The 21,094-nt window shown below is 51.5% G+C and carries 21 protein-coding genes and 2 pseudogenes; 2 read left to right on the plus strand and 21 right to left on the minus strand.

The annotated features are described in order from the left end of the window. Positions 1 to 9: 9 nt before the first annotated feature. The 15 genes and pseudogenes from CPZ25_RS16095 to CPZ25_RS16185 all read right to left on the minus strand — a co-directional run bounded on the left by CPZ25_RS16095 (position 10) and on the right by CPZ25_RS16185 (position 13,376). On the minus strand, positions 10 to 198 hold the full coding sequence (locus CPZ25_RS16095) for a transposon-encoded TnpW family protein (RefSeq protein WP_066522963.1): 189 nt from the start codon (positions 196 to 198) through the stop codon (positions 10 to 12). A 14-nt stretch (positions 199 to 212) separates the two neighbouring features. Then, entirely contained in the window at positions 213 to 1,055 is an 843-nt protein-coding gene (locus CPZ25_RS16100; protein ID WP_087221213.1) for an ATP-binding protein, read from the minus strand. Next, entirely contained in the window at positions 1,052 to 1,810 is a 759-nt protein-coding gene (locus CPZ25_RS16105; RefSeq protein WP_096920756.1) for a phage replisome organizer N-terminal domain-containing protein, read from the minus strand. Before CPZ25_RS16105 ends, CPZ25_RS16100 begins: the two co-directional genes overlap by 4 nt. Before the next feature lie 112 nt (positions 1,811 to 1,922). After that, positions 1,923 to 2,309 (minus strand): cysteine-rich VLP domain-containing protein, encoded by a 387-nt coding sequence (locus tag CPZ25_RS16110; protein WP_087221211.1) that lies wholly within the window; start codon positions 2,307 to 2,309, stop codon positions 1,923 to 1,925. Beyond that, positions 2,299 to 3,915: a relaxase/mobilization nuclease domain-containing protein gene (locus CPZ25_RS16115; protein ID WP_087221296.1), complete on the minus strand. Its 1,617-nt coding sequence runs from the start codon at positions 3,913 to 3,915 to the stop codon at positions 2,299 to 2,301. Before CPZ25_RS16115 ends, CPZ25_RS16110 begins: the two co-directional genes overlap by 11 nt. Continuing rightward, positions 3,887 to 4,285, minus strand: a complete 399-nt coding sequence (locus tag CPZ25_RS16120) for a plasmid mobilization protein (protein ID WP_087221209.1) — start codon at positions 4,283 to 4,285, stop codon at positions 3,887 to 3,889. The genes CPZ25_RS16115 and CPZ25_RS16120 overlap by 29 nt, the downstream gene beginning before the upstream one ends. Positions 4,286 to 4,868: 583 nt before the next feature. Then, positions 4,869 to 5,081 (minus strand): helix-turn-helix domain-containing protein, encoded by a 213-nt coding sequence (locus CPZ25_RS16135; protein ID WP_002586615.1) that lies wholly within the window; start codon positions 5,079 to 5,081, stop codon positions 4,869 to 4,871. Then, positions 5,074 to 5,409 (minus strand): topoisomerase DNA-binding C4 zinc finger domain-containing protein, encoded by a 336-nt coding sequence (locus CPZ25_RS16140; protein ID WP_096920757.1) that lies wholly within the window; start codon positions 5,407 to 5,409, stop codon positions 5,074 to 5,076. The genes CPZ25_RS16135 and CPZ25_RS16140 overlap by 8 nt, the downstream gene beginning before the upstream one ends. Before the next feature lie 145 nt (positions 5,410 to 5,554). After that, positions 5,555 to 6,292, minus strand: coding sequence for a 23S rRNA (adenine(2058)-N(6))-methyltransferase Erm(B) (gene erm(B), locus CPZ25_RS16150; protein ID WP_001038795.1), 738 nt, complete (start codon positions 6,290 to 6,292; stop codon positions 5,555 to 5,557). Positions 6,293 to 6,416: 124 nt separating this feature from the next. Continuing rightward, on the minus strand, positions 6,417 to 6,500 hold the full coding sequence (locus CPZ25_RS16155) for a 23S rRNA methyltransferase attenuation leader peptide (RefSeq protein WP_001814874.1): 84 nt from the start codon (positions 6,498 to 6,500) through the stop codon (positions 6,417 to 6,419). Between the two features lie 70 nt (positions 6,501 to 6,570). Next, positions 6,571 to 6,708, minus strand: a complete 138-nt coding sequence (locus tag CPZ25_RS16160; protein ID WP_207654896.1) for a hypothetical protein — start codon at positions 6,706 to 6,708, stop codon at positions 6,571 to 6,573. A gap of 224 nt (positions 6,709 to 6,932) precedes the next feature. After that, complete coding sequence (tet(W), locus tag CPZ25_RS16165) at positions 6,933 to 8,852, minus strand: tetracycline resistance ribosomal protection protein Tet(W) (RefSeq protein ID WP_138721012.1); 1,920 nt, start codon at positions 8,850 to 8,852, stop codon at positions 6,933 to 6,935. A gap of 653 nt (positions 8,853 to 9,505) precedes the next feature. Continuing rightward, positions 9,506 to 9,634, minus strand: a pseudogene (locus CPZ25_RS16175) (Maff2 family mobile element protein); the annotation flags it as partial. Between the two features lie 216 nt (positions 9,635 to 9,850). Beyond that, positions 9,851 to 11,389: pseudogene (locus CPZ25_RS16180) on the minus strand (VirD4-like conjugal transfer protein, CD1115 family); the annotation flags it as partial. A gap of 85 nt (positions 11,390 to 11,474) precedes the next feature. Further along, a complete protein-coding gene (locus CPZ25_RS16185) occupies positions 11,475 to 13,376 on the minus strand; it encodes an AAA family ATPase (protein WP_096920184.1) in 1,902 nt (633 codons plus the stop codon). An 88-nt stretch (positions 13,377 to 13,464) separates the two neighbouring features. Between CPZ25_RS16185 and CPZ25_RS20560 the strand changes: the two genes are divergently transcribed. Then, positions 13,465 to 13,635 carry a hypothetical protein gene (locus CPZ25_RS20560; protein WP_167495256.1) on the plus strand — a complete coding sequence of 57 codons (171 nt, stop codon included), beginning with the start codon at positions 13,465 to 13,467 and terminating at the stop codon, positions 13,633 to 13,635. A 61-nt stretch (positions 13,636 to 13,696) separates the two neighbouring features. On the opposite strand, the gene mobQ is transcribed toward CPZ25_RS20560, so the two are convergent. Together mobQ and CPZ25_RS16195 are read right to left on the minus strand one after the other, a co-directional pair. Beyond that, positions 13,697 to 15,211, minus strand: a complete 1,515-nt coding sequence (mobQ, locus tag CPZ25_RS16190; RefSeq protein WP_096920183.1) for a MobQ family relaxase — start codon at positions 15,209 to 15,211, stop codon at positions 13,697 to 13,699. 231 nt (positions 15,212 to 15,442) lie between these two features. Next, the gene (locus CPZ25_RS16195) at positions 15,443 to 15,739 is read right to left on the minus strand and encodes a DUF3847 domain-containing protein (RefSeq protein ID WP_002592867.1); all 297 of its coding nucleotides are present in this window, start codon (positions 15,737 to 15,739) and stop codon (positions 15,443 to 15,445) included. A 287-nt stretch (positions 15,740 to 16,026) separates the two neighbouring features. On the opposite strand from CPZ25_RS16195, the gene CPZ25_RS16200 reads away from it, so the two are divergent. Further along, positions 16,027 to 17,235 (plus strand): IS110 family RNA-guided transposase, encoded by a 1,209-nt coding sequence (locus tag CPZ25_RS16200; RefSeq protein ID WP_096920182.1) that lies wholly within the window; start codon positions 16,027 to 16,029, stop codon positions 17,233 to 17,235. 245 nt (positions 17,236 to 17,480) lie between these two features. On the opposite strand, the gene CPZ25_RS16205 is transcribed toward CPZ25_RS16200, so the two are convergent. From CPZ25_RS16205 to CPZ25_RS16220, 4 genes are all read right to left on the minus strand, one after another. Beyond that, on the minus strand, positions 17,481 to 18,314 hold the full coding sequence (locus tag CPZ25_RS16205) for a methyltransferase domain-containing protein (RefSeq protein ID WP_002584969.1): 834 nt from the start codon (positions 18,312 to 18,314) through the stop codon (positions 17,481 to 17,483). Positions 18,315 to 18,499: 185 nt separating this feature from the next. Next, on the minus strand, positions 18,500 to 18,796 hold the full coding sequence (locus CPZ25_RS16210) for a hypothetical protein (protein ID WP_002592868.1): 297 nt from the start codon (positions 18,794 to 18,796) through the stop codon (positions 18,500 to 18,502). 134 nt (positions 18,797 to 18,930) lie between these two features. After that, the gene (locus tag CPZ25_RS16215; RefSeq protein WP_002592869.1) at positions 18,931 to 19,122 is read right to left on the minus strand and encodes a transposon-encoded TnpW family protein; all 192 of its coding nucleotides are present in this window, start codon (positions 19,120 to 19,122) and stop codon (positions 18,931 to 18,933) included. Positions 19,123 to 19,200: 78 nt separating this feature from the next. Then, positions 19,201 to 21,075, minus strand: a complete 1,875-nt coding sequence (locus tag CPZ25_RS16220; protein WP_038286029.1) for a recombinase family protein — start codon at positions 21,073 to 21,075, stop codon at positions 19,201 to 19,203. Positions 21,076 to 21,094 lie beyond the last annotated feature (19 nt).

Here is a 21,094-nt window from a genome sequence, read left to right on the forward strand (position 1 = left end):
TACAGCTTGTCAAATCGCCGGTTTTTGTGTAGCAGCGGCTTCCGCTTCCAGTACCCGCGCCATTTTGTCGGCGGCGGTGGTGGTCGTGTCTTTCTTGAAATAGCCGGACACGACAAGGACGGAATTGCCCATGCGGATTTCCGTCACGCAGTCGGGGCGGCGGGCGGTGCGGGTGTCGGGCTGCTTGTTATCTGCCATAGGCAATACTCCTTTCAGTCGGTAATCAGTTTCTTCATGCTCTCCATTTTCCGCTGCGCGGTTTCCTGCCGGAAATTCTCGCCGGTAAAACGTACCGGGACGCACATGGAAAGCAGCCGGTCATAAATCCGGGAATGGGCGGTGTCCTCCGGGTTGTGCAGGCCGTCCAGCGTGAGGTTGGTCGTGACGATCAGCGGCTTGCCGCTGCGGTAACGGCTGTCAATCACATGGAAAACCTGCTCCAGCCCGTATTCCGTTCCGCGCTCCATGCCGAAATCGTCAAGGATAAGCAGCGGATAGCGGCAAAGGCGGGAAATGTACTCGTTGCGCCCCTCAAAGCTGGCGGCAAGGTCATTGAGGATAAGGGCAAAGTTCGTCATGTGGACGGGGATTTCTTTCTCCATGAGGGCGTTTGCGATACAGCCCGCAAGGTAGCTTTTCCCGGTTCCCACGCCGCCCCAGAACAGGCAGCCGATATTGTCGGTTCGCATATCCTCCCAATGCTCCACATACCGGCGGGCAATCCCGGTCTGCGGGTTCCTGCCGTTGTCGTTCTCAAAAGTCCAGTCCCGCATGGTGGGGTCGGTAAAGCCCCGGCGTTTCAGTTCCTCCACGGTGTCAAGGTGCCTGCGCCGCTTCTCGGCGGCCTCCCGTTCCTCGCGGGCGGCTCTCTGGCAGTCGCACTCTGCCGGGTGGCGGTCACGGCCAAAGACAGCGGCCTTATCCGGCGCAAAATAGGCTTCTTTCGGCTTGCGGCACTTGCCGCAGTACAGTAAACCGTCCTCGCCGGTGTAGTCCTCCGGCTCCGGGGTGGTGGTCGTCATATTCTCCAAAACAGCGTTGATTTCGTTCTTCATAAACTCTCGCCCTCCTTGCATGAGTAGTCTGGTATGCCCTTTTTCGGGGCTTTCCTGGCTGCGTCCTCCTGCGCCCATTTGTAGATTGTGGCGGCATGGCTGCGGTATCGCTTGCCGCTGGACGCGATATGGCAGGATAGCCGGTCAATGTAGTAGTTCCACTTGTCGGGCAGGTCTGCTTTCAGCCCGTCCAGTTCTGATTGCGAAAGAAAGACATTTTCATACCGGCCATAGGCGGCGCGGGCGGGTTGTCCCGTATCTAACTCTCGCTCTCTCTCTTTTTCTATCTCTATCTCTTTCTCTATCTCTATCTCTGGTGGACAAATGTCCGCTTGATATGGTGGACATTTGTCCGCCCTGGCCTTTGGCAAGGCTTTCTGCTCCTGCAAAGCCAGCCTTGCCCGCCGTTTCCGCTCCCCCTCGGTAGAGGATTGGCCGATAAGCAGTTCAATGTTGCTCATATACAGCGCGCCGTTCTGTAACGGCTCCACAAGCCCCAGCTTCATAAAAATCTGCAAGGCTCGCTCTACGGTGCCGACCTGCTGACGGGTAATGGTGGCAATCATCTGTGCGGTGTAGGGGATATTTTCATCAAGCTGCAACTTCCCGCCGTTTTTCAGCGATTTCAGGTACAGTTTCAAGAGAATGTTGGAATAGAGGATACCGTCCTGCATACTTTCCAGCAGCACGATAGCGTCCTCGTCAAAGTAATTCTCTTTCAGCTTGAGGTAGTAGTATTTTCGGTTGTCTGACATGGTTCCTCCTTTGGGTGGATTTGGGGCGTTTGTACGCATTTAGAACGCTGTTTCCGGGGGAAAAGGATAAATGTATCGCACACCCTTTGACACCCACGAAAAAAGCCTTGATTTATGCGGGTTTGAAAGGCTCTAAAGCGTGACATTTATGCCTTTGTTTCCGCTTTCGTTCGGCGGCCTTGAGTTTCTTCATGCGCCCGGCGCAGTCGGGGCAGTATTTCCCCCGGTTGGATTTGGGGACAAAGGCCGCGCCGCAGACGGCGCACCGTTTCCGGCTCCCCCGGTACAAGAGGGCTGCGGCCAGTTCCTCGTCAAGGGGCAGAACAGCCACACGGAACCAGCGGCACATGAGGGAAAAGGAAATGCTCTGGACGCACACGCAAGGCTCCCCGTCGTCTAACAGCAGGCAGTTCCCCTCGTCGTAGTTACAGCACTCATGCACCAGCCGCCGCGCCCGCCGGTGCTGGCGGTAGTCCATGCGGGGCAGCTTATCGCTCATGGCTCTGCTCCTTTCTGCGGCGGGGTTCCTCCCGGCGCAAAATCTGGTCGATATTCCGCTTGACGGTCTGCAACTCCGTGTACCGCTGTTTCTGTTCGTGGTAGGTGTTATACAGGCCGGATTTCTTGGAAACAAGCTGCTCGATCTCGTCCTGCAACGCTTTTCGGGCGGGCAGCTTGGTAATGCCATGCTCCCGGAAGTACCGGGCGGCTGCGTCGGCTATAATAAAGTCGCTCTCATGCGCCTGCCGGTATGCGGCGCGGGCTTTCTCGGATTTCTGCGCTTTCAGCCCGTCGCGGGCGGGCTTGGTCTTGGCGTAAGCAAGTACCTGTTGCTGCAACTCCTTTTTCCCTTGCAGCTTGGTTTCCAGTGCTTTCAGTTCGCTGCTGGTCTGGCGCATTTCCTGATAGGCGGTATCAACGGCGGCTTCTAACTGCTCCGGGGAAGTGAAGCCGTATTCCTGATACACATTCAGCGTCGCGGCCATTTGTTTGAGGTTGTGCATGGTCGCCCAGCGTTCATAGCCCCGGCCTTTGCCCTCGGCTTTCTTCTGCTCAATGTCCACAAGCCGCTGTACATTCGGAGCGGTTTGAGGGGCTTTTGTGGGCTGTATGTCGGTTTTCCCATGCCGGGGATATTCGGGTATAGCCGCGGCCTTTTCTGCGGCTCTGGCGGCGTTCCGCTCCAAAACGGCAAGGACAGCGGCGCGGTCAAAATCGTCGCCCAGCTTGCGGGCGGTAATGGGCTTTGTCCTGTCCGGCGTGAGATAGGATAGCCGCCCCCGGCTCTCCTTAACGGTCACACCCTCCCGCAGCAGCAGAGAAGAAAACTCGTCAAAGCCGGTGGCGGTGGCAAGGGCTTCCCGTATGGTCTGCCGCAGCTTCTCCTTGTTCGTTTCAAACTTGGTCTGCCGGGGCGTGATACCGCCTGCAATCATGGGGGCGTTCTGCTTGTCCAGCGCGGCCTGTCCCTTTTTCTGCGCCCAATACTCCCGGTCTGTGACGCGGTTCTTGCTGCCGTTCAAGAGGTCGATTTGGTAAAGCCCCTCCCGGTGGCACATCTCCATGACTTCGGACTTGAAGTAGCGCAAGGCCGCGTCAGTACAGCGGTGCTTGCAACCGGCTTTCGTGTCGGCTGGCCTGTCCATGTAGGGCAGGAACGGCACTTCCTCTATCCGCAGGCTGTTAATGACGATATGCACATGAATGTTTCCGCTGTGGTTATGCCCGTCCGGGTGGGTGCATACAAGGGCTTGGTGGCCGGGGAAATGCTCGGCGCAAAACTTCTCGCCCAATGCCTGCGCCCGGTCTACGGTCAAGCCGTTGTCCGGGCCGTCCCGTGGGTCAAAGCTGATGATATAGTGGTGGCTTTTCACATCTTCCCGCCGCTGGTTCTTCCCGTAGCGGAGATTTGCCCGCATACACGCAACGGCAAAATCCTCCCCGCCGCAGTTCAGCGTGGACAGCCGGTAGTCCTCGCGGGGAATAAGCCTGCCGGTTTCATCAAGGACGGGCTTCATGGTAAACTCGTCATGCTCAAAAAGCAGGTATTGTTCGGCGGCTCCGTAGTCGGCATTTTTAGAGTTGATATGCTTGAGTGTTGCCAACCGCATCACCTACTTTCTGTAAGACTTCATACTTGAGGGCGGCAAGGTCGGCTATGGCGGCGCGTACCTCGCCGGACAACGCATTGTAGGGTGCGCCGTACTCGTTCAGATACCGGGCAATCTGGTTGAGGTTGCCGCCAATCCTGCCGTACTCGGCGGCCAGCTTCCCGACAGCGGAGAGCAGTTCGTCATTGACCGCCGACACATGGATAACGGGGCGTATGGCGGTGCGCCGTATCGCCTGCCGGAGAAATTCGGACTGGCTGATACCATAGGGCGCAAGCCGCGCAGTGAAGTCGGCGTATTCATCTTCGGACAGCCGGGTTTTCACAACACGGCTGCGGTGGGGCGTGTTGTATCGCTTCGGCATAGGCTATAAACCTCCTTTCACTTATCACAAAAAATAGGCTGGTCTGTTAGGTATTTCCGGGACAGTTCCCGCAAAAAAACGGCCTGCCGGACGGAAATATTTTTGCGGCGCAAGCCGCCATAGCAGGGTTTGGGGAAGGCACTCCCCAACAAGTTTCCCGCGAGGGGCAAAACCGCAGAATTGCGGATTTTGGCACCGTGGTAGAAACTTGCTCTCCGTGACTGCAAACTTTCTCTCACTTCCGTCCGCCACTTTTTTGGAAAACTGCAACCACAAAAGTTTGTTTCTCTTTTTCTGCTACTACTAATCCTGTAAAGGGCATTCCTGCCCGCTTTCGCTAAAATGACACCGGACGCAGTGGTTTCTACCCGGTGTTGGAGAAATCCTTTCTCTTTGCCCTCTACTACGGGTAAATGCTCCAAATGCCAAACACCAGGGCAGAAAAATTCCCTCCTCGCTTACTACTACAACCGGCAGGGGGCAAAATGGCCGGGAGCGGAGCCGGACAACAAAAAAAGCAGTAAATCTTTTTCAAGACTTACTGCTTTCGCTGGCCGCGTCGGTGGCGGCTGGTATTCAGTTTTTATGACTTGTCCGGTGGTTCGTCAAGCCGGAACTTGAATTGACAGTCAATTAACCGCTGCTTTACATAGTCCTCCACCTCGGCGTTGACCTGCCCGTTCACTTTTGAGAAATAGCGGATATATCCGGCGTAGTGGAGCAGGACAGCGTTCACGGCTTCTGGGTCGCCCTCACGGGCTTTGAGGATTGTTTCATAGGGGAGAAGTCTACTCATACCGGCTCACCCCCATTTCTTCGCGTAGCCGCTGCAAGGCAAGCTGGATATGCCGCCCCGCTGTGCTGCGTGACCGGCCAATACACGCGCCGATCACGCGCTGCGGCTGGCGCAGAAAGTAATAGCGCAGGATTTCTTCCCGCGTCTGCTCCGGCAAAACAGAGATCGCGTCGGCAAGGGCGGCGTTGCAGAGCAGGACGGTCTGACCGCAGACGGTAAATGGGTATTCAGGATAATTTGAACAACCATAAAACGATTTTTTTAATACAATATTGTTGCCACACTTAGGACATTTTCCTACAAGGGGTCCCGAGCGCTTAGTGGGAATTTGTACCCCTTATCGATACAAATTCCCCGTAGGCGCTAGGGACCTCTTTAGCTTCTTGGAAGCTGTCAGTAGTATATCTAATAATTTATCTCCATTCCCTTTAGTAACGTGTAACTTTCCAAATTTAAAAAAGCGACTCATAGAATTATTTCCTCCCGTTAAATAATAGATAACTATTAAAAATAGACAATACTTGCTCATAAGTAATGGTACTTAAATTGTTTACTTTGGCGTGTTTCATTGCTTGATGAAACTGATTTTTAGTAAACAGTTGACGATATTCTCGATTGACCCATTTTGAAACAAAGTACGTATATAGCTTCCAATATTTATCTGGAACATCTGTGGTATGGCGGGTAAGTTTTATTAAGACACTGTTTACTTTTGGTTTAGGATGAAAGCATTCCGCTGGCAGCTTAAGCAATTGCTGAATCGAGACTTGAGTGTGCAAGAGCAACCCTAGTGTTCGGTGAATATCCAAGGTACGCTTGTAGAATCCTTCTTCAACAATCAGATAGATGTCAGACGCACGGCTTTCAAAAACCACTTTTTTAATAATTTGTGTGCTTAAATGGTAAGGAATATTCCCAACAATTTTATACCTCTGTTTGTTAGGGAATTGAAACTGTAGAATATCTTGGTGAATTAAAGTGACACGAGTATTCAGTTTTAATTTTTCTGACGATAAGTTGAATAGATGACTGTCTAATTCAATAGACGTTACCTGTTTACTTATTTTAGCCAGTTTCGTCGTTAAATGCCCTTTACCTGTTCCAATTTCGTAAACGGTATCGGTTTCTTTTAAATTCAATTGTTTTATTATTTGGTTGAGTACTTTTTCACTCGTTAAAAAGTTTTGAGAATATTTTATATTTTTGTTCATGTAATCTCTCCTGAAGTGATTACATCTATAAACAAATACAGAAGTTAAACGATTTGTTTGTAATTTTAGTTATCTGTTTAAAAAGTCATAAGATTAGTCACTGGTAGGAATTAATCTAACGTATTTATTTATCTGCGTAATCACTGTTTTTAGTCTGTTTCAAAACAGTAGATGTTTTATCTACATTACGCATTTGGAATACCAACATGACGAATCCCTCCTTCTTAATTACAAATTTTTAGCATCTAATTTAACTTCAATTCCTATTATACAAAATTTTAAGATAATGCAGCAATATCTACTTTTTCAATTTCAAATTGCTTATCAGAAATTGTCTTTTCGTAAGCGATAAAATCTTGCGCATATTGTTGCTCATTAAAAATAGCCACCACTTCGTCATTTTCTAAAACTCGCAAAATGAAACTTAATTCTAAACGCTTTTGTTTGGGGGATTTGATACCATTTGATTTTTCCTGATACCTATTATCCTTATCCTATGGGCTTGCCGAACTTTTGCTATCATTTGGCTATCAAGAAAATGGCTATCAACGGTAAAATTAGATTGGTTTCTCTGGTGGTTTACAACTACATTTTACCACGAAAGACAGGGAAATACAATAACCTTCCTCGCTGTGGTGTATCAAGTGATCTTACTGAACATATGGCGCACCTTATCCAGGCGGCTGTTTGGACGGCGGGGCTGGATGACCGGCTCGCCGACAGCGGCCTGATACCCTTTCAGTTCCGTCAAGCATACGCTCTGCCCGTTGGTGTAAAAGGCCAGATCAGTACGGTATGCCTGTATACAGCGGGCGGGAATCTCGCCAGTAAAGACAACTTCATCCTTTTTTACCTGGGCCGTTTCGATGGTGGCACAGTATTTCGGTGCATCATGATAAGCCCTGGAAAGGTATTCCTGGGGCGCATAGAGGGTGAAGGAGAGATAAGGTTCCAGCAGCTGCGTCCCCGATTCCTTCAATGCCTGTTCCAATACAATCGGGGCCAATGAGCGGAAGTCCGCCGGCGTGCTGACTGGACTGTAATAAAGCCCGTATTCAAAGCAAATCTTACAGTCCGTTACGTTCCAGCCGAACAAGCCCTGCTCCAGCCCGTAACGGATACCATCCCTGACAGCGTTTTGAAAACTCTGGTTCAAGTATCCCAGCGAAACCCGGCTCTCGTATTGTACGCCGGAGCCAAGCGAGAGTGGTGTAACAGACAGTCCTATGGATGCCCAAAACGGGTTGGGCGGCACCTCGATATGGATGGTGTGGCTGGCTGCTTTGAGCGGCCGCTCCATATAAATGACGGAGGGTTCCTTTACCACTGTTTCAAGCTTGTATTTTTCCGACAGCAAAGCGGAAACAACCTCCAACTGCACCCGGCCCAAAAAAGAAAGAATGATCTCATGGGTGATGGAATCCACTTCGCAACGCAAAAGCGGGTCAGTATCCGCAAGTTGCGTAAGAGCGTCCAGCAGCCGTTCTCTTTGCGCTGCCGTTTTCGGCGCAATCGTCGTCCGCAGCATGGGGAGGGGGTCCTCGCGCCACCTTTTACGAGGGAGCCGGGTTTGGTCCCCTAATACATCGTTTAACCTCACGCTGTCGCTGGGAAGGATAACAATTTCACCCTGATAAGCGGTGTCTGTCCGAACAATTTCCCCTTTGGATGGAATACGCATCTCTGTGATTTTCAGCTTTTCTCTCCCGGCCAGGGCCACCGTATCCCGCAGGCGCAGCGTTCCGCTGTATAACCGTAGATAGACACGCCGCTGGCCGCAATCGGTGTACTCAACCTTGAAAACGCTGCCGCATAGGGCGGCGCCCCCCTGTTCCCCAATCGGTTGGAACAGCCCTGTCACCGCATCCATCAACGGTTGAATGCCAAGGCCATTTTTGGCGCTGCCATGATAGACTGGGAACAGGGAGGCGTCTTGAACCCGCTGCTGTTCCTCCCGCGCAAGTTTTTCCCGGCTGATTGGTTCTCCTGCGATATACTTTTCCAATAATTCATCGTTATTTTCGATGACCGCATCCCATGCTTCTATGTCGGTATTTTCCTCCAGGACTATTTCCGGGGACAGCGACACCGTCTGCTTGATGATAATATCGGCGGAGAGCTTATCCCGAACAGACTGAACCACGCTCTGCAAATCAACGCCAGCCTGGTCGATCTTGTTGATAAAGATAACGGTGGGAATGTTCATTTTCCGCAGGGCATGGAACAGAATACGGGTCTGGGCCTGCACGCCATCTTTAGCGGAGATCACCAAGATGGCCCCATCTAAAACAGCCAAAGAGCGGTACACCTCCGCCAAAAAATCCATGTGGCCGGGCGTATCCACAATGTTAACTTTACATCTGTGCCACTGGAAGGAAGTGACTGCCGCTTGAATGGTAATCCCACGCTGCCGCTCCAAAAACATGGTGTCCGTCCTCGTTGTCCCTTTTTCGACGCTCCCCGGTTCTGAAATGGCTCCGCTGGCATATAGCAGGCTCTCCGTCAAGGTCGTCTTTCCAGCGTCTACATGGGCAAGAATTCCAATATTGATTATTTTCATGTGATTGTCCTCCCTTTACAGCCCCAAAGGGCATAAAAATCCCCAGCAGTAAAATACTTTTACCACTGGGGATTATAAGTTGCGGACATACACATATACAGCATACACCTGTTTGTGATTGCTGTTTTTGGGGATATGTCAAAATTGATAAGGCAAAAGTATTCTTAAATTGGGTACAAAAAACTAAGCCCCTACAAAAGGAGCTATCATAATCCTTTGTTCCCACTATTTGATTATAGTTTTATTTAAGAATACCTTGCCGCATATTTTTTACTCCTTTTCTGGATTAAATCCATTGTATCACATCAGTTTTAGGAAAGCAAGTACCTAAAAGAAATTTTTCTTCCCCTTATATGTAACAATCATACCGGCTTCCTAGCGTTCAGAATGTTTTCTGCTGTCTGCTGTGGTGTTTGGTTGGAATTGTCCAACCAAAAGCCGATCCGTGGTGTTGTCTGCATTTTACTAAATACAAATTCAATGTATACAGAAAGATATAAGGAGTGGGAGGGATTCCGCCGTAGTTGGCATTGTAGGAAAATCCAAAAGTTTAGATTTTCCCACAATGCTTATCTTTTGGTCTTTGGTTCGGAATAGTGTAGTGCTGGCGGTCTATCTCTTGTTTTCGGTTGCTTGCTTCCTTACCGTACATGAGCATTCGCACCGGGGTTGTCGTTGCCGTAACCTTCCAGCAGGTTGATGACACCCCAGATGCCGAGACCAGCGCCCAGAGCGATAACGAGGGTCTGAAGAACGGTGATAGCCTGATTGAAAAATGCCATAAATTATAGTTAGCCGGAATCATTTGAAAAGTTTGATTTAGTCATTCATAGGCATACAAAAGCCGGAACAATCGGCACCCAGTTTCCGGGGCCTGATTCCGGCTGTCCTCCTTTTTTTCATTATTTTTTGGTGATTGTCCGCTTTGTACGCCGATGGCCCCATCCGGGGCGGTTGAGGCGGATAGATAAGATCACTCCTTTCACAGCGGAACAGATTTACGCGCCCTCTGCGTCTACTTCATACACATCGTAGACCTCGTTGGGCTTGAGCTTGAGCCGGGTGGACAGGAATGCCTCGATGTCAAAGGCGTTCTTGGGGTCCGCGTCGGCTGTGTACGGGTAATTGGGGTGCTTGGTGATGTCGTACTTGTCCGAGAGGAAAGGCCGCACACCGCGCAGCTGGAGGATGCATTTGCCGCCGTCCATAACGGCCAGTTCATCCTGGCTCATAAGCTCTTTGCCGAGCTTCTGGTAGTTGAGAGAGTGGGAGGTTTCCCGCCCACGGTTCTCGCCGGTGTTGTAGGTGTCGATGGTTTCCTTGCCCAGCACGGCGGCCAGCTCCTTGAGGGTAGTCGGCTCCTTGCCGCCCAGGAAGATGGAGGTATCCATGTTGCCGATGATGGTATCGGCGTTGTCCTTGTAGATGGCTTTGAGCTGGGACTGTGCTTGCAGCACCAGACAGGCGGAGATCTCACGGCTGCGGATGGTGGCGACCAGCTTCTCCAGCTTGGGAATCTGGCCGATGTTGGCACACTCGTCAATGAGGCAGCGCACATGGACCGGCAACCGCCCGCCGTACACATCGTCCGCCTTTTCACACAAGAGGTTGAACAGCTGGGTGTAGCACATGGAGATGAGGAAGTTAAAGCTATCGTCCGTGTCGCTCATAATGAGGAACAGGGCGGTTTTCCGGTCTCCCAGGGTATCCAGCTCCAGCTCGTCGTAGGCCGTGACCTCCCGCAGCTCCGCAATGTCGAACACGGCAAGGCGCGCACCGCAGGAAATCAGAATGGATTTTGCGGTTTTGCCCGCAGCTAGCTTATATTTTTTATACTGGCGGACAGCGAAGTGGCGAGAATCACGGGATTCCAGCTCGTCGAACATCAGGTCAACGGCGTTTTTGTATTCCTCGTCGTCCTCCCGAACTTCCATACTGTTTATCATCTCGATAAGAGTGGAGAAATTCTGTTCCTCCACCGGGGCCTCGTAGTGGATATACCCGATAAGGGCGCAGTACAGCAGCGTCTCCGCCTTGACCCAGAAATCGTCCCCGGCCTTGCCCTCGCCCTTGGTATTGGCAATCAGCGTCGTGACCAGCTTCAAGATGTCCTTCTCTGAGTGAATGTAGGCAAAGGGGTTATAGTGCATGGACTTCTTGAAGTTGATGGTATTGAGGACTTTGATCCGGTAAGGCTCATAGATGACCTTGCCGCGCTTATCCTTCATGGGCTTGCCGTCCTTGCCCAGCTTGGGTGTACCGCGCTGGAGCATTTTACCGCACTCCACCAGGATGGTGCCTTTGGGGTCTGTCACCACATAAGAGCTGTGCATCTGCATCAGGTTCGGTTTCAGCCAGAACCGGGTTTTACCGGAACCGGAGCCGCCGATCACCAAAACATTTTTGTTTCTGGCGGTCTTAGGGTCTTTCGGGCGGCTATTCATGGTCAGGCTTTCCGTTTTCGTCAGAATCACATTGTTCTGGAATACCGGGTCGATGTAGGGTGCAATGTCCTCATGGGTTCCCCATGAAGCGTTTTGTCAAGTGCTTTTTTGAGTTATTGACGCAAATTCTTGTGAAAGCGCGAAAGTGCAAAGTGCAAAGGGTCTGCGTTTTGCACTTTCAACTTGCGGGTTCGGGCGGCTGCTTCTTCTTGATGAAGTTGTACCATTGACCGCCGACACGCCTTGCCCCCAAAGTGCCGCCCATGTTGCGCTTGGCGTTCTGTACTGTCCTCTCGGATATTCCGGCTTCGGCAGCGGCCTTTACAATGTCCTCGCTGGCAAGCTCTTTCCCATCTGCAAGCAGGTCAAGTATCAGCCGTTCCGCCTGTTCGGTCTTGGTGGCGGTGTTCCCGCCCGCGCCGGATAGCAGCTCGTCGGCGGTTATGTCATATTCGCCTATCCACGAAAAGCCTGTTTCCGGGTCAAGGCAAAAGGCTATGGGCTTGCCCTCCGGCGCAAGGGAAGATTTGTCATGGACGATTACCCGCACATTCGGCTCCCGCTTCACGCGCCCGATCAGCAGGACGCTACGGGCGGCGGCTCGAAAGTCGATAGAACCTAAGCCCCGGTAGGCGCTCTGTCCTCCAGCAGCTTTGTTGAGGTGTCCGATAAGGATAACGGCGCAGCCTGTGCGCTCGGCAACATCGGCAAGGCGGCGAAACATGGGGCGCACTTCATTCGCCCGATTCATATCGGTTTTCTCGCCCATGTACGCCTGTATGGGGTCAAGGATTATCAGCCGCGCCCCGTTCTGTGTGATTGCCTTTTCTATGCGCTCGTCGGAAAGGGTAAGCTCCTGCTTGGCTTCGTCAATGACTAGAACGCGGTCAAGGTCGGCTTCGGCTTCTATCAAGCGGGGCTTGACGGTATCGCCCAGCCCGTCCTCGGCTGTCTGGTAAATCACTTGAAACGGCGGCAGGGGCTTCATGCCCGGCAGCGTTCCCCCTGTGGTGCAGGCGGCGGCAAGGCGTAGGGCAAAGGTGGTCTTGCCTTCGCCGGGGTTGCCCTGCACAATGGTTACTTTCCCAAAGGGGATATACGGCTCCCATAGCCATTCAACGGTCTGCGTGTCAACCTCGCTCATGCGGATAATCTCAACGGTTTCTTCCTGCGGCGGCTCTTTCAAGCCGTAAACCGCTTCCCGCAAAAACTTCCCATCTGTGATTTCTGCCCGGTGCTGCAATACCTCGTTCCAATCCTTGAAAAGAGGGATAAGCCGGTGGACGGTGTAGCCCTCCGGCATGAGCTTCACAAGGCGGCTGCAAGCGTCGTTTCCGGCTTCGTCGCTGTCAAGGCAGAGATAAACGGTCTTGATGTTCGGACGGTCAGAGAGAAAGCGGAGCAGGGCTTTTTCTCCCACGCCGCCCAATGACAGGTAGCTTTGCTTCTGCCATTCCTTTTTGAACAGGCAGAGGAAAGAGAGCAGGTCAACGGGGGCTTCAAAGACAAAAAGCCTGTCTCCCTCGCCCCGGTAGCAGAAATTAAAGGCTTTGTCGCTGCCTTTCACATCAAGTCGGAAGTTTCCCGCCGTTCCCTTGCTGTGGGCGTAGCGCGGTATTCCGTCCTCGTCCCGCCCCACAAATACGGCGTTGTGGTGGGCTGCGTCCTCGTAAATATCGCCGCGGGCAAAGAAAAAGCCCGTCACATCTTCATCAATGCGGCGGGCTGCTGTGAGGTAGTTTCTCGCTATGCGGTTGTCTGGGCTGCGGGGCGGCAGTCGGAAGTTAGAAATGGGCGCGGGGCTTGGTCTGTCCGGCGGCGGTGCTGCGCCTTTTTCTCCTGTCAGCAGTTCAACGGCTTCGGTAAAGCTCTTGCCGAAAAACTCCATGACAAAATCAACGGGTGCGCCGCCCTTGCTCTGGCTGTGGCGATACCATTTGTTTCCCCAGACGGTCAAGCTGTCGTGCCGTTTCCAGCGGTATTCCTGTCCTGCGCGGATAAGCTGCTCGCCCTGTGATTGCAGGAAAGAAACAAGGTCGGCTTGGTTCGCCCGGTCTATCTGTTCTTGGGTGTAATACATGGTTGATACCTCGCTTTCTGTGGTTGAATTGTTCATAGTTTTGGAGTAGAATAAAGTCAACAAATCGGAATATTGGAGGCAAAAGACGATGGAAGAAAATAAAACGACAATAGTGGAAAAAACTGTAAAAACAGGAATAACATTTGGTAGTGCTTTAGCTATGGTAATAAGTTATACAACATGGAAATCTGTTTGGTGGGCAATTTTTCATGGCTTGCTTAGTTGGGTATATGTGATTTATTTTGTTTTGCGCTATTAAATTGCCATTTATTGAGTAACACATAGGACGGACAGGCAAAGCAGCGTGCCCGCCCTTTTCTTTATCGCTCTTGTTCCTGCCGCTTGGTGCGGCTCTGTGTCTGCTCCGGCTGGTCGGCTTTCAGCGCAATATCAACGCACTTGCGGATATTGTGCAGCTCGGCAACCTCGGCGCGGGTTTCTTTCAGCTTGGTATATTCCGCTGTTCTCTGCCCGCTGAGGGTGGCGTACTCTTTTTCCCATTCAGCGATAGGCAAGCTCTTTGTCCCTTTCGGCAGATTTGCATGGAGATAGCGGCTCGCTGCGTTCCATAGCGTAAGCTCGGCGCGGTGGGCTTCCTCGTACTTGTCGCGCTTGCTCGTCCAGCCATTTTTCAGCTTTTTCAGCTCGTCGTGAATGGGCTTGTACTCGGTGTAGTTCTTCCCGTATTCAATCAGCTTTTGTAATTCTTTCATGCGCTTCTCGGCGGTTTTCATGCCCGCCCGGATAGCGTCGGCTTGGTCGCTGACAGAGGAAAGGGTAGCGTCCAGCTCCGCAAGGGTGGAAATGCCATGCTCGGAAAGATAGCCTACTGCCTTTGCAACGGTTTTCAGTTCATCGGCGGCGTGCTGCCTTTGCCAACTTTGCGAATACTTCCGGCTCTTTTCTCTCTGAACGCTTAAATACTTCATCAGCAGATTTGCAAGGCCGGGGGATTGCGGGGGCTGCTCCGGGGCGTTTTCCCGCGCCTTGAACAGTTCGCCAATCCATTCTTTGAGCTTTCCAATCTGCGCCCGGATTTCCCGGATAAGGCGGTTTGCCTTTTGGATATTCCGGTTCAGCTCGCCTTTCTCGGTGGCTATGCCTTTCTTCTCCATTTGACAAGCCGCTACGCCCATGTGGACGGTAGGCAGCTCGTCAATGCCGCGCTCGGCGTTACTGCGGTGGTCGATACGCTCCGGGCGTCCGGCGCGTTCAAGGTAGGCATTTGAAATATCCGCCCATGCCTTGCGCCATAAAAGCGCGTTGCCCTTGTCGTTCCAGCCTGTGAGGTCAACTTTGTGTGTCTTGTATCTGCCGCTTGGTAAGCGTATGCGCTCGCCGTTCTCGTCAATGTCATATTCCTTTTTGGACTTCGCCGCCCATGCGCCGCGCTCGTCAAGGGGGCGCATAGTAAGCATGATATGACAATGGGGGTTGCCGCTGTCGGTGTCGTGAATGGCAAAATCAACGCACATTCCTCTTGAAACAAATTGAGAGGAACAGTATTCACGGACAAGCCGGATCTGTTCCTCTCTGGATAATTCTATGGGGAGTGCTGCGTCAATCTCTCTGGCAAGCTGGGCGTTCCCGGCTTTCTCGTAAAGCTCCACGCTGTTCCACAAGGTTGAACGGTCAGAGAAAGAGGGCGGGGCATGGGGCGGCAGTAGGATTTCCGTATGGACAACGCCGCGCTTGCGGGTGTAGTCATGGGTCATTCCGTCCCACTCGTTTGTGATTTTCTCGCCGCTTCGATAGGCGGCTGCGGCAACGGCTGACTTGCCTTTTCCTCGGCTCACAATGCCGATGTTACAATGGTAAATGGCTATGGGTATCACCTCCCGGATAGGATAACCAAACCCGCAAAAATGGTACAGACGCCAACGGCGGGTGTACTGTTTTTGTGGGTGTGCAGGGATAGCCGCGTAAGCGGCGCAAGGGGTGCAGCCCCTTGTTGCGGCAAAGCCGCCATATCGGAGCGCGGGGAAAGTTCCCTGTGCGGAGATACGCCCTCGGCAGAGCGCACACGCCCGCAAGGGTGTATAAGTGCGCCCTTTGTTCCAAAGGGATTATTCGCTTTTCCCGCCCTCGGTGCGTTTTTTCAGATAAGCCCGCGCTTCCTCGCTCGTCAGGGCAAGCCGGAGAAAGGCGGCGGCTTCCTCATCGGTCATGGTCTTGGCTTCCGGCACAATGCTCTCAAAGACTGCGCCTCGGACGACCAGCCGGTGGCTGCGCGTCCGGCGTTCCTCTTGGGATAACTTTTGCCGCAACACCTTTTCCCGATTTTCAAGCTGCCGGATTTTCTTCTTCCCGTCCTCAATCTCGGCTTGCAATTCCTCGCGTTTTTTTTCTCTCGGTTTCGTCATGGGTGGTCACTCCTATTACAATAAATTTGGACAGGGAAGCCGGGCAGCCAGTCCGGTTTCCCTTCCATCTCGTGCCTAAGCTACAATAAGAGGAGCAACTGGCTGACCATTCACTCCTTGGGCTTCTATGTCCGTTAGAAAGACTGTCAGCCATCCTCTTGTTGCAGCGTTCGATTTGAGCAGGTTGAGCCACCGGATGCCGGAGAGTTCGTGTCACCCAATAGATTGAATCGGCAGCGAGAAAAGATGGATTCCGGTTGCAGATTCGTTGTATTGGAGGAATGTGGATGAACTGCGTTGGCATCGATATTTCCAAAGGAAAAAGCATGATCGCCGTCATGCGGCCCTTCGGAGAGGTGGTAGTCTCACCCTTTGAGGTACTTCACACCGACAGCGAACTGAGTAAGCTGGCAAGGCTGCTCAAAAGTCTGGACGGTGAGACCCGTGTGGTGATGGAGTCCACGGGCAATTACCACGCGCCGGTGGCCTGGCTGCTCCACGACGCGGGGCTTTATGTCTCCGTAGTCAATGCAATGCTGGTGCATGACTATGGGAACAACAGTTTAAGACGGGCCAAGACTGACAAGAAGGATGCCGTGAAGCTGGCCAACTACGGCCTTGACCACTGGCTCACGCTGCCGAGATATGTCCCGGAGGAGGATACCCGGCTCATGCTGAAGTCTTGCTACCGGCAGTACCAGCAGTATTCCAAAGTGCGGACCATGCTGAAGAACAACCTGATTTCCCTCCTGGATACCGCTTTCCCGGACGCAAACCGCCTGTTTACCAGTCCGCCCCGCGCCGATGGCAGCGAGAAATGGGTGGACTTTGTAGCTGCTTTTTGGCACTGCGAGTGCGTCTGCGGCCTGTCTGAGAAGGCCTTTACCGCCAAGTACCAGAAATGGTGCAAAAAGCACGGCTACAATTTCAGCGAAGATAAGGCGCTGGACATTTACGCTTCCGCCTGTGGACACTTCGGTGTCATGCCCAAAACGGATACCGCAAAACTTTTGGTAGAACAGGCCATTTCCCAACTCCGGGCAACTTCCGCCGCGTTAGCTGCTCTTAAGCAGGAGATGCAGTCTCTGGCGGCCTCTCTGCCGGAGTATCCTGTGGTGATGGAGATGTTTGGTGTTGGCCCCGCGCTCGGCCCCCAACTCATGGCTGAAATTGGCGATGTGCGCCGTTTTCATTCCAAGAAATCGCTGGTGGCCTTTGCAGGCATTGACGCCCCTCCTTACCAATCCGGCCAAATGGATATTCGTAGCCGCAGCATTTCCAAGCGGGGATCTGCCTCGCTGCGCAGAACGCTTTTTCTGGTGATGGGCGTTCTCCTGCAATGCGCTCCAATGGATGAGCCGGTCTACCAGTTCATGAACAAGAAACGTTCTGAGGGCAAGCCCTACCGTGTCTACATGATGGCCTCCGCCAACAAGTTCCTGCGCATTTACTATGCTTCTGTGAAAGCCTACTTGGATTCTCTGGAACACAACTGATTTCCCAGCGTTATACCATCTGGCTGGCCGCCGTTTTAATTTTGAAACGCTCAGCGGCTTGATTTTGTGTTGCCTTTTTTGCTTCACTAAAAATCTGAAATTTCTACTTGACTTTTATTAGCAGGTCTTTCTACCTGTCGGCATAGAAAAAGGACAGTCGATTTCCTCGGCTGTCCTTTTGATTAGGGTGTTTGGTTTACTCCGTTCTGCTCAATAAATGGGAATATTAAATATCAATACGCCCTTTAATACATTCCTATTAAAACATCAGCTTCGATTGTCAAATGTGTGAGAGTACGCCAATCAACGCAATCTTTTTCAACGCAAAAGAGAAGCGGCGTCATTTCAATAAACGACATTCTTTGTTCTGATGACAACTGTACGGTGGCTGAAACCGTTTCTCTTGAAATGGTTTTAAGATATTTCTCAAAATATTCAACGACAGACTCATTTGAATAATCTGGATTTTTCAAGTGTGCTTGCACTTTAGTCCTGATTTCCCTCAAATGATTTTTCGTAGGAATTACTTTCACAACATATCCGTTAGGAGATAGCAATCGCTGAAATTCTTTGTAGTGTGCAGGCGAAAATATGTCTAAAATACAATCCATACTTCCGTCTTTCAAAGGGATTTTTGATAAGTCAGTAACAAACCACTTCACTGCTTTGCGCTTGTCTTTTTTTGATGCAATCTGTATTGCCTCCCTTGACAAGTCAAAGGCAAAGATGTTTCGTTCTGTTCTTTGCTGTATCTGCCTTGCATAGAAACCCTCGCCGCAACCAACATCTAAAATGTTTCTTATAGATGGCGTATCAGAAATAAACTGTATGATTTTCTCCAACACAACATCATACATGCCATACTCCAAAATTTGGTGCCGGTTGTCAAAAGACCGCTTGCTGTAGTTGGTTTTGGGCGATGATTTTAACAACAAATTTACATACCCATATCTTGAAATATCAAAGCAATGTCCATGTCTACAAATTAGGCTATTGCCTTGTATATCCATTGATTTTGTGCAAATTGGGCATTGAAAATAAACCTTGCTGTCTGCAAAGCGTGATAAATTATTATTCATTTGTTTTTCCTCCGTAATTACATCTCTGCTTCAATAAGCGAGTTATGCAATACGGATAACCGCAACATAACTCGCGGTTTTATCTTAATCTCATAAATGTAACCATTGTGTTGTCCTCCAATCAATTCCGCAGTATTACTCTGCTTTTAGAAAAAGTATAGCACAAAACTATGAACATTTCAACTCTATTTCAGCCTGTCGGCGACGTTGCTCTCTCTGGCATACCGCCGCGCCGCTTCCCGCCGTTCCTCGCTGTATGGGGCGGTCAGACGGAAAGAGAAGCGGCCTTTCTCAATGTCAAACTCCATGCAGCCCGTTTCCGGGTCTGCGTCAGTCTGCTGGCAGATCGCCGGATAACGGCGGCTGTATGCAAGCAGACGCTTTTTCAAGGCGGTGTTGTGGGTGCGGATATGGATAAGGGGGTCTTTCTCGTCAAACCAAATATCGGTGGTCTTTTCCTGCTTGGTAAGCCCTGTTCTCATGCAAACTCCTTTCTGTGCCCCTGTTACGCAATAGGGGCATTTTTCGGGTGTTTTCTCCGGCTCTTGACTTGGAGAAAACGGCGTTTTTGACGATAAAAACCGCCCGGACGTGGAATGGTTCGTCGGGGCGGCTGTTATCGCAAGATTTCCGATTTTTCCGGCTCTTGACCGTCAGACGCAGATAAACACGAACTGTCGGCAAGTATCGTCTTGAGCAGCTTGTCGCGGAATGTTTCTGTGCTGCTGTGATTGAAAAATAACTCCGCAACAATAGTCTGCCCGTTTCTCTGCGTCGTGATGATACTGTCGGGGGTCTGTTCTGCCATAGGCAGCTCCTTTCTCCGGGCACAAAAGAGGGACTTCCCGTAGCCGGAAAATCCCTCTTGGTTGTCGGTTATTCTGTTTTACTGTGCGGGCTGTGCGGCGGCGGTCTGCGCCTTTCTCCTTGCCCGGTATTCCCGCGCCTTGATACGCTCATACTCCCGCTGCTTTTCAAGGTTTCGCGCCCGGTACTCCCTTGAATACTTCCGGTGGTAGGCGCGGCTCTTTTCCTTTTTGGCTTCTTCGATTTCTTCCCGCATTTGCCGGATTTCCTGCTCTGTCGGCTCTGCAAGCTGCGTTACTTCGTTCTCAAATCTGCCGATATAGTTGAAATATATGCTGATGTGCTGGATTGCGTATCTCGCCCTTTTCTGGTCGCGCTCATGCACTTCAATCCTGCTGATAAACTCGTTGAGAATGGCGGGGGTGAGGTCAGTAAAGGCGGCATGGCGTTCCGTCAGCTTCAAAAACTTCTGCGCCCGTCCTCCCGCGTTCTCATAAGCGGATAGCTGCTCTTGGAGTATGGAAAGCTCCGTTTTCAATGCGTAGTATTCTTCTGAATACTTCTGCGACATTTGCTCGTAGCGGTCTTGCGGGATAGTGCCGAGGGCGTTGTCCTCATAGAGCTTGTTCAGCACCTTGTCGATCTGTTCAAGGCGCGTCGTGATTTGTGGGATACGCTTCTGCTGCTTTTTGGTCTGGTCGGTCTGCTGCATGGCAAGGTTCTTTTTCACTAAGGCTTCAAACTCCGCCCGGTTGCTGATAGAATAGTCCTCGATTTTCTTCAGCACTTCCGCGACGGTCTGCATGAGCAAATCCGCGTCAATGATGTGCGGGGAATGGCATTTGGGGTTTTTGGCTTTTCCCTTGTGGTACTCGCTGCAATAGGCAACGTGCCGCTTGCCGCCGTTTCTGTAATCTATGCGGATGTGCATTTTTGCGCCGCAATCCTTACAGAAAAGCAAGCCCGACAAAGGGTGGATTTCCCCGTCCCCGTTGGGGCGTCTGACGGGCGCGTTTTCCAAAATCCGCTGTGCGGTTTCAAAGTCGGCGCGGTCAATAATCGGCTCATGCACATTTTCGGTTATCTGCCATTGGCTCCGGTCTACATAGTGGTTCCGCTTGTCCCGGAAATGCTTTGTAGTCTTGAAGTTGACTACATCGCCGCAATACTCCTGCCGTGTAAGGATATGGGTCAAAGTGGCTTTGTTCCACTTGTAACGGTTATCCTCATTGAGCGCCCTGTTTTTGCACGTTCCCCGCCCGCGCTCTTTCATGTAGAATGTGGGCGTTGGGATTTGCGCCTGCGTCAGATATACGGCGATTTGGTTGCGGTTTTTCCCGTCCAGAAACAGGCGAAAAATCAAACGGACAACTCCGGCGGCTTCCTCGTCGATTATCCAAAAATCCTTGTTGTCCGGGGATTTGACATAGCCATAGAGAGCTTCGGTGGCAATCGGCTTTCCACTCATGCCCTTCGTCTTAATGCCGGTCTTTACTTTCTTGCTGATGTCCTTTGCGTACCACTCCGACATGATGTTGATAAAGGGCGCAAACTCCAATGTGTCGGGCTTCTCGCTGTCTATCCCGTTGTTGACCGCGATAAAGCGCACATTGTTCCGTCTGAATATCTCCATAGCGTTGCCGACTTGGAGATAGTCGCGCCCCCAGCGGGTCATGTCTTTCATAATACACACGCCGATTTTACCGTTTTCTACGTCCTCTATCATGCGGGAGTAGGCGGAGCGGTCGAAAAATCTGCCGCTTTCATCGTCGTCAATGTAGTGCCGGATATTCGTCAATTTTAGCTGTCTGGCGTAGCTTTCCAAAAACTTCTTCTGGTTCTGTATGGAGTTGCTTTCGCCGCCGTCCCTGTCCTCGTCGCCTACGGAAAGGCGGGAGTAAAGGGCTGTGATTTTGTTGTAATCATTCATGTGCATATCCTCCTGTGCGTCCATGTAGAGTTCTTTACACTTA

This window comes from Eubacterium maltosivorans, assembly GCF_002441855.2.
GTDB classification, from domain to species: domain Bacteria; phylum Bacillota; class Clostridia; order Eubacteriales; family Eubacteriaceae; genus Eubacterium; species Eubacterium maltosivorans.